Here is a 7,339-nt window from a genome sequence, read left to right on the forward strand (position 1 = left end):
CTTTATGGATTCTTGGATCTGAAGCCAATGTGTTGTCTACATACTGGATATAGCCATAACCAGTATCCGGGCGGCTGGGTTTAATACCCAGGGTGATCAGACAATCATTTTGAGCTGCTGCTTCCAGGGATTCTTCAATGGCAGAAACAAAACTATCCAGATCAGCAATGGTGTGATCTGAAGGAGCGACCACAATTACTGCGTCGGGATTGAGTTCGGATATTTTCATGGAACCATATGCAATACATGGTGCTGTATTGCGCATAATAGGCTCAGCAAGAATTTGGTTGTCCTGTATGTCGGGTAACTGAATTTTGATGATATCTGTGTAGATCTCATTGGTAACAATAAAAATGTTTTCTGGAGGGCAAATCTTTAAAAAACGATCGTATGTGCTCTGTATGAGGGTTTTTCCAATTCCAAAAAAATCAATGAACTGTTTTGGGTATTCTGTTCTGCTTACCGGCCAAAAACGGCTTCCAACACCGCCAGCCATAATTAAGGCGTAATTATTTTTGTTCATGCTGTTTATAAGATGGTTTTATATAATTCCTTCCTGAAGAAGGTCGTGTAAATGAATAATGCCGAAATACTTACTTCCATTGGTAACCAGCAACTGGGTGACATTATTTTGCTTAATCACCTCCAGTGCATCGACCGCTAAAGCATCTTTGTCAATTTTTTTGGGATTGGTATTCATAATGTCTTTCGCCATAATGTTTGCTAAATTAGAATGTTTTTCCAACATTCTTCTAATATCTCCGTCAGTAATTATTCCCAGAATCGTATCGTTCTCAATAACAACAACAACGCCTAAACGGTTTTGACTTATTTCTATAATGACATCTTTGATTGGTGAATTAGGAGAGATAGAAGGCTTTTCATTTCTTGAAGCAAGATCAGTGGCTTTAAGATATAATTTCTTGCCTAGTGAGCCTCCTGGGTGATATCGAGCGAAATCGTCACTGTTAAATTCTCTCGCGTGCAGCAAGCAAACAGCAAGGGCATCGCCCATTGCCAATTGGGCTGTAGTACTGGTGGTGGGTGCCAGGTTATTCGGGCAGGCTTCTTTCTCTACAGTAGTATCAAGAATCAGGTCAGCTTGATCTGCCAGGGCGGATTGAAGTTGTCCGACCATGCCAATCAAAACATTACCAGATTGTTTGAGCAAAGGGCATAGCACTTTAATTTCGGGGGTATTGCCGCTTTTAGAAATGCAGATGATGATATCGTTCTTTTGGATCATCCCAAGATCGCCGTGGACGGCATCAGCGGCATGCATAAAAACAGAGGGCGTTCCGGTAGAATTAAAAGTGGCTACAATTTTCTGTGCAATGATGGCACTTTTACCAATGCCGGTAACCACCACCCGGCCTTCGCTTTCTATAATTAAGCTGACGGCCTTAACGAAATCATCATTAATATTCTTGATTAAACCTGAAATGGCCTGCGCCTCCAGTTGTAAAGTGCTGACTCCCGCCTCAATTATTGATTTTTTACTTTTCAAACAGAATTATTTAGTATCTTAATGCTTTAATTAAGGCAAAATTATGTTATTTTGAATGAAAAATAGCACGGAATCTTTTATAGAGAAAATGGATGTGAAAAAGTCGTTGTTTGACAACTTACAAAACTTTTTTGGTTTTGATAATTTTAAGGGTGATCAGGAATCAATTATCACCAATGTTCTTGAAAAGAAGAACACTTTTGTAATTATGCCTACAGGTGGGGGGAAATCTATATGTTATCAATTGCCTGCACTGATGAGCGAGGGGACCGCTATTGTGATCTCTCCACTTATCGCGCTGATGAAGAATCAGGTCGATCAGTTGAGGGCTTTTGGAGGAAATGATAGTATAGCACATTTTCTAAACTCTTCTTTAAATAAAACGGATATCGCTCAGGTAAAGAGTGATCTGCTCAGCGGACAGACCAAACTGCTGTATGTTGCACCGGAATCTCTTTCCAAGCAGGATAATATTGATTTCTTAAGATTGATCAAAATTTCTTTTGTGGCTGTGGATGAAGCACACTGTATTTCAGAGTGGGGACATGATTTCAGACCGGAATATAGAAAAATAAGACAGGTCATCAGTGGGCTTGGAGATCAAATACCTATTATAGCGTTAACCGCTACAGCAACACCAAAAGTTCAGCAGGACATTATCAAAAACCTGCAGATGACTGAAGCAACGCTGTTTAAGTCTTCTTTTAACAGACCAAACTTGTTTTATGAGATCCGCCCGAAACGCGATGTAGTTAAGGAAATGATCCGTTATATTAAGCAGAACACGGGTAAATCCGGTATTATTTATTGCCTGAGCAGGAAAAAGGTTGAAGAAATAGCTGAAGCTTTAAATTTGAATGGGATTAAAGCCTTGCCTTATCATGCAGGCCTTGAGCCTAAGGTAAGGGCAGATACGCAGGATAAATTCCTGATGGAGGATGTTGAGGTTATTGTAGCCACCATTGCTTTTGGTATGGGGATAGATAAACCGGATGTGCGTTTTGTGATCCATCATGATATTCCAAAAAGTATGGAAGGGTATTACCAGGAAACGGGCAGGGCAGGACGAGACGGTGGTGAGGGGGTTTGTATTGCATTTTATGCACAGAAAGATGTAGACAAACTGGCCAAGTTTATGAAGGATAAACCTGTTTCTGAGCGGGAAATAGGCACTCAGATTTTAAAAGAGGTGATTGATTATGCCGAGTCCGGTGTTTGCCGGAGAAAGCAGATCCTGCACTATTTTGGGGAGAACTTTAATGAAACCGGCTGTAATTGCATGTGTGATAATTGTAAGAAGCCGAAAAAAGTATTTGATGCGGAGGAACCGCTGAAAACCTTATTGCAACTGATTAAAAATATCGGGGAGAAATTTGATGATACGCATATTCTGAACATTCTGATGGGGTTGGAAACTGCGCAGACAATTGCTTATGAGCATGCGAAGTTACAAGAATATGGCCATGGAAAGATTGAAGGAGAGAATCTTTGGAAATCTTTGATCAGACAAGCGGTACTTAACAACTTTCTGTCTAAGGATATTGATAATTATGGATTGCTGCGTTTAACGAATTCCGGACAGGATTTTATAGAGAATCCTTATAGTTTGAAATTTATATTAAACGATCCAATTGATGCAGCGGGAGAGGATGATGACGATGAAGTAAAACAAGGTTCCGGGGCCCTGGATACACAGTTGCTTCAATTATTGAAAGAACTGCGTAAAAAAATAGCCAAACAAAAGAACGTTCCTCCATTTGTGGTATTCCAGGATCCTTCACTGGAAGAAATGTGTACGCACTATCCAATTTCTATGGAAGAGCTGAAGCAGATTTCAGGCGTAGGCAACGGTAAGGCGCTTAAATTTGGAGGCCCTTTTATTGAGCTGATTAAAAAATATGTTGAGGATAATGATATTGAGCGGCCGGTGGATCTGATCATTAAAACTCAGGCCAATAAATCCCAGCTTAAGGTGTCGATTATTCAAAATGTAGACCGTCAGATTGGTCTGGAAGATATTGCCCGTTCCAAAGGCATTACCTATTTTGAAATCCTAAAAGAGATTGAAGCAATTGTCAATTCGGGAACGAAGCTGAATCTCAATTATTTTGTGGATGAAATGATGGATGAAGACCGTCAGGATGAAGTGTTTGATTATTTCCGGAGTGCGGAGAATGATTCTATTGATGAGGCATTAAAAGACCTTGGTGAAACAGATTATACCCGTGAAGAGATTCAGCTGATGCGCATCAAGTTTATGTCTGAACTTGGTAATTAATATAGAAAAACGATAATGATTAATTTTAATTTAGATAAACTACAACATACCGGTTCTGATAACTTCTTTTTAATGGCGGGGCCTTGTGCCATTGAGGGCGAAGAAATTGCCATGCGCATTGCGGAGAAGATTGTGAAGATAACCAACAAACTGGAAATTCCTTATATTTTTAAAGGGTCTTACCGGAAAGCAAACCGCTCTAAAGGTGGTTCATTTACCGGAATAGGTGATGAAAAGGCTTTAAAGATTCTGGAGAAAGTAGGGAAAGAATTTGGACTGCCTACAGTGACCGATATTCACGAAAGTGCTGAGGCCGCTATGGCTGCAGCTTATGTAGATGTTTTACAGATTCCTGCTTTTTTGTGCCGCCAAACTGATCTGCTGATTGCTGCTGCACATACGGGAAAGGTGGTGAATGTAAAAAAGGGACAATTCCTTTCTGCAGGTTCTATGAAATTCGCGGTAGAAAAAATTGTAGAATCAGGAAATAACAAAGTTATTTTAACGGATCGTGGGAATACATTTGGTTACCAGGACCTGATTGTCGACTATCGTGGTTTGCCAGAGATGCAAAGTTTTGGTGTTCCGGTAGTTATGGATTGTACGCATTCCCTGCAGCAGCCCAATCAAAGTAGCGGGGTAACAGGAGGTAAGCCTGAACTGATTGGTACGATTGCGAAGGCGGCAATTGCTGTTGGCGCAGATGGATTGTTTATTGAAACACACCCGGATCCTGCGAACGCGAAATCGGATGGTGCCAATATGCTTCACCTGGATCTTTTGGAAGATCTGCTGGAAAAACTCATTAAAATAAGAAAAGCGGTTATTTAACCGCTTTTCTTATTTTAATTGGCTTGTATCACCACAAAAGAGGTTCTTCTGTTTTGTTTCCTTCCTGCTTCGGTTTCATTAGTGGCGAGAGGCTTGTTTTCTCCATAACCTCTATACAAGAGCCTTTCTGCGGTAATTTGGTGTATAATCAAAAAGTCATAAACTGATTTGGCTCTGAGTTCTGATAATTTCATATTCTGGGCATTATTGCCGATGTTGTCCGTATGCCCCTGGATTTCGATTTTAAGGCCTTTATTGTGCTGCAAGAGATCAGTTAACAGGTTTAATTCTGTAATTGAGGATGGCAAAAGCTCGTATTTATTGGTGTCAAAAAAGATATTTCTTAAAACAATGTTTACGCCTGGCTTTATTTTCTCCAGAAGTATATTCAACTCATAAGGTTTCAGTGAGGAGCTGTTGTTCAACTCAAAGTTGTCGGAATAAAATAAATAGCCTTCGGCTTCTGCATTTAGTAAATAGGAATGTCCTGCGGGCATAACCGCTAAAAACGAACCAGTTGCTTCATTGGTGAAATCATTGAATTGATTTTGCTTATTTTGCAGGTTAACTACTTTGATGCTGGCAGATAATGGTTTCCCTGTCTCCTTATCTTTTACGTTTCCTTTCACGTAGGTGATCTCTTTTGGTCTGATGGCTTTAGGTAAATCAAATTGGTAGATATCCATATCTCCATATCCATCCTTTAAAATAGCAGAGAAATAAGCTTTTGAGCCATCGGGTGAAACGGTTAAGCCGGTCTCCTCATTAAAGGTGTTGATCGGAGCACCTAAATTTACGGGAACAGTCCAATGACCATTGTCTGTCAGGGTACTCATGAATATGTCTTTATTTCCAAATCCCGGCCAGCCGTCTGAAGAGAAATAAAAAGTCTTTCCGTCTGGATGAATAAACGGGGTCTGTTCATCATAAGGGGTATTGATTTCCGGTCCTAAATTTACAGGCTTTTGCCAGCTGCCGTCTTCATTTAGCGTACTTTTCCAAATATCATAGCCACCATAGCCCCCTGGTCGGTTGCTTACAAAATACAGCGTGTTTCCGTCGGGGCTGATGGAAGGTTGTGCATCCCAGTATTCGGAGTTGACTGGTGCACCTAAATTGAAGGGGGTGCCCCAGTCATTGCCTTCTTTATGGCTTACATAAATATCGCACCTTCCAAGGCCATCAGGCCGGTTACAGCCGGTGAAAAATAAATACATTCCATCGGGGCTAATGGATTGTGCACCTTCATTATAATTTGGTGTGTTGATTTTACTGCTGAGCGGAATAGCTTCGAACCAGGTTGATCCTGTTTTTGTAGATAAATAGAAGTCTTCATTGCCCTCTATATTTCTGCTGAAGATCAGGTTTTGACCATCTGCAGTGATGGAAGGGAAATAATCTCTATACTTGGAATTTACACCTGGCCCAAGGTTTATAGGGTTATATTTTACCGGGCTTTTTAAAGCAGCGATGGAAAAATCACAATCTTTGACGTACTTGTTCGCCTTGTTTAAAATGTCTTTATCCTTACCTGTATACTTGCTGATGAATGTCGTCAAACTGGATTTGGCATTTTCGTAGTTGCCTGTAAGCAGCAGGGATTCGCCCATCCCATAGTATACCCTGTAGTCGGAAATGTTTCCAAGGCTTATGGCTTGTTGATAATAGGGGATTGAGGAATTGTACTGCCTGGTTTTTCTGTGCAGGTCTGCCAGCTGAAGATAAGCCAGCTGGAATTGTCCGTCTTCTTTTACCGCAGCTTTTAAAAAGTCAATGGCCTGAGGATAGTTGATTTGGGTGATCATTTCCTGTGCGCGGTTAAAATCTTCTTGTGCTTTCCTGTTGGTACTTTGCGCGCTTACACGAAAAACGCCACATAGAAGCAGTAGGAACACCAGAATTTGAGCCGAATTTCTATGTATCATGGCAGAGCTGAATAAAATACAACTAACTGACTATAAACATAAGAAATTGAAATGTCAATTTATAAACATTCCCTGGATTAAGGAATATTCAGGTATTTATGCGTTTGAAGGGAAATTTCCCATTTGGGATTGGCCATTACATAATCAATAATTAAGGGGGTAACTTCTTTGGCCTTTGACCATTCTGGCTGTAAATAAAGTTTACAGTTTTCAGAAACAGTTTCTGCATATTTCTCTGCCCATTCGAAGTCGCTTTTGTTAAATACAATTACCTTAAGTTCATTTGCAAATGGTGTGATGTCGGGGCGAGGTGCCTTAAATTTCTTTGGAGACAAACAGATCCAATCCCAATGACCAGAAAGGGGATAAGCACCTGAAGTTTCTATAAAGGTTAGAATTTTTTTCTCCTGTAGTTTTGCTGTCAGATAATCCAGGTTATAGATAAGAGGTTCGCCACCGGTAATTACTACTGCTTTCCCTGGAAAAGTTTCTGCTTTGGCTACAATATCATCTGCTGAAGTTAAAGGGTGCAGCTCTGCATCCCAGCTTTCTTTTACGTCACACCAATGGCAACCTACATCGCAGCCTCCAAGGCGAATAAAGTATGCCGCTTTACCCGTATTAAATCCTTCTCCCTGTATTGTGTAAAATTCTTCCATTAAAGGAAGTAAAGTGCCGTCGCTTGGTATTTGATGTGCCATATAAAGTGTGCAAAGGTAAAAAATCTTTAGCGGAAATTAGATTATATGTATCTTGAACTGTTTTATATGACCTGTATGTGAAATTTGAGCCGAAAAA

6 protein-coding genes are annotated in these 7,339 nt (G+C 40.3%); 2 read left to right on the forward strand and 4 right to left on the reverse strand.

Translation table 11 applies throughout. The features are described 5' to 3' along the window. A partial coding sequence (locus tag VNZ46_RS22705; protein ID WP_325562885.1) for a sugar phosphate nucleotidyltransferase occupies positions 1 to 523 on the reverse strand: 523 nt, incomplete at its 3' end. An 18-nt stretch (positions 524 to 541) separates the two neighbouring features. Continuing rightward, positions 542 to 1,507: a KpsF/GutQ family sugar-phosphate isomerase gene (locus tag VNZ46_RS22710; RefSeq protein WP_199082836.1), complete on the reverse strand. Its 966-nt coding sequence runs from the start codon at positions 1,505 to 1,507 to the stop codon at positions 542 to 544. Between the two features lie 88 nt (positions 1,508 to 1,595). Here VNZ46_RS22710 and recQ point away from each other — a divergent pair, with 88 nt between their 5' ends. Together recQ and kdsA are read left to right on the forward strand one after the other, a co-directional pair. Continuing rightward, on the forward strand, positions 1,596 to 3,785 hold the full coding sequence (gene recQ / locus VNZ46_RS22715) for a DNA helicase RecQ (protein WP_325562893.1): 2,190 nt from the start codon (positions 1,596 to 1,598) through the stop codon (positions 3,783 to 3,785). Positions 3,786 to 3,800: 15 nt separating this feature from the next. Further along, positions 3,801 to 4,616 carry a 3-deoxy-8-phosphooctulonate synthase gene (gene kdsA / locus VNZ46_RS22720; RefSeq protein WP_316835337.1) on the forward strand — a complete coding sequence of 272 codons (816 nt, stop codon included), beginning with the start codon at positions 3,801 to 3,803 and terminating at the stop codon, positions 4,614 to 4,616. A 14-nt stretch (positions 4,617 to 4,630) separates the two neighbouring features. Here kdsA and VNZ46_RS22725 read toward each other — a convergent pair whose 3' ends face one another. Together VNZ46_RS22725 and VNZ46_RS22730 are read right to left on the reverse strand one after the other, a co-directional pair. Continuing rightward, a complete protein-coding gene (locus VNZ46_RS22725; RefSeq protein WP_325562891.1) occupies positions 4,631 to 6,541 on the reverse strand; it encodes an OmpA family protein in 1,911 nt (636 codons plus the stop codon). Between the two features lie 77 nt (positions 6,542 to 6,618). Then, a complete protein-coding gene (locus VNZ46_RS22730) occupies positions 6,619 to 7,242 on the reverse strand; it encodes a 7-carboxy-7-deazaguanine synthase QueE (protein ID WP_108553801.1) in 624 nt (207 codons plus the stop codon). Between the last annotated feature and the right edge of the window lie 97 nt (positions 7,243 to 7,339).

Origin of the sequence: Pedobacter sp., from assembly GCF_035566355.1 — a bacterium.
Lineage (GTDB): Bacteria > Bacteroidota > Bacteroidia > Sphingobacteriales > Sphingobacteriaceae > Pedobacter.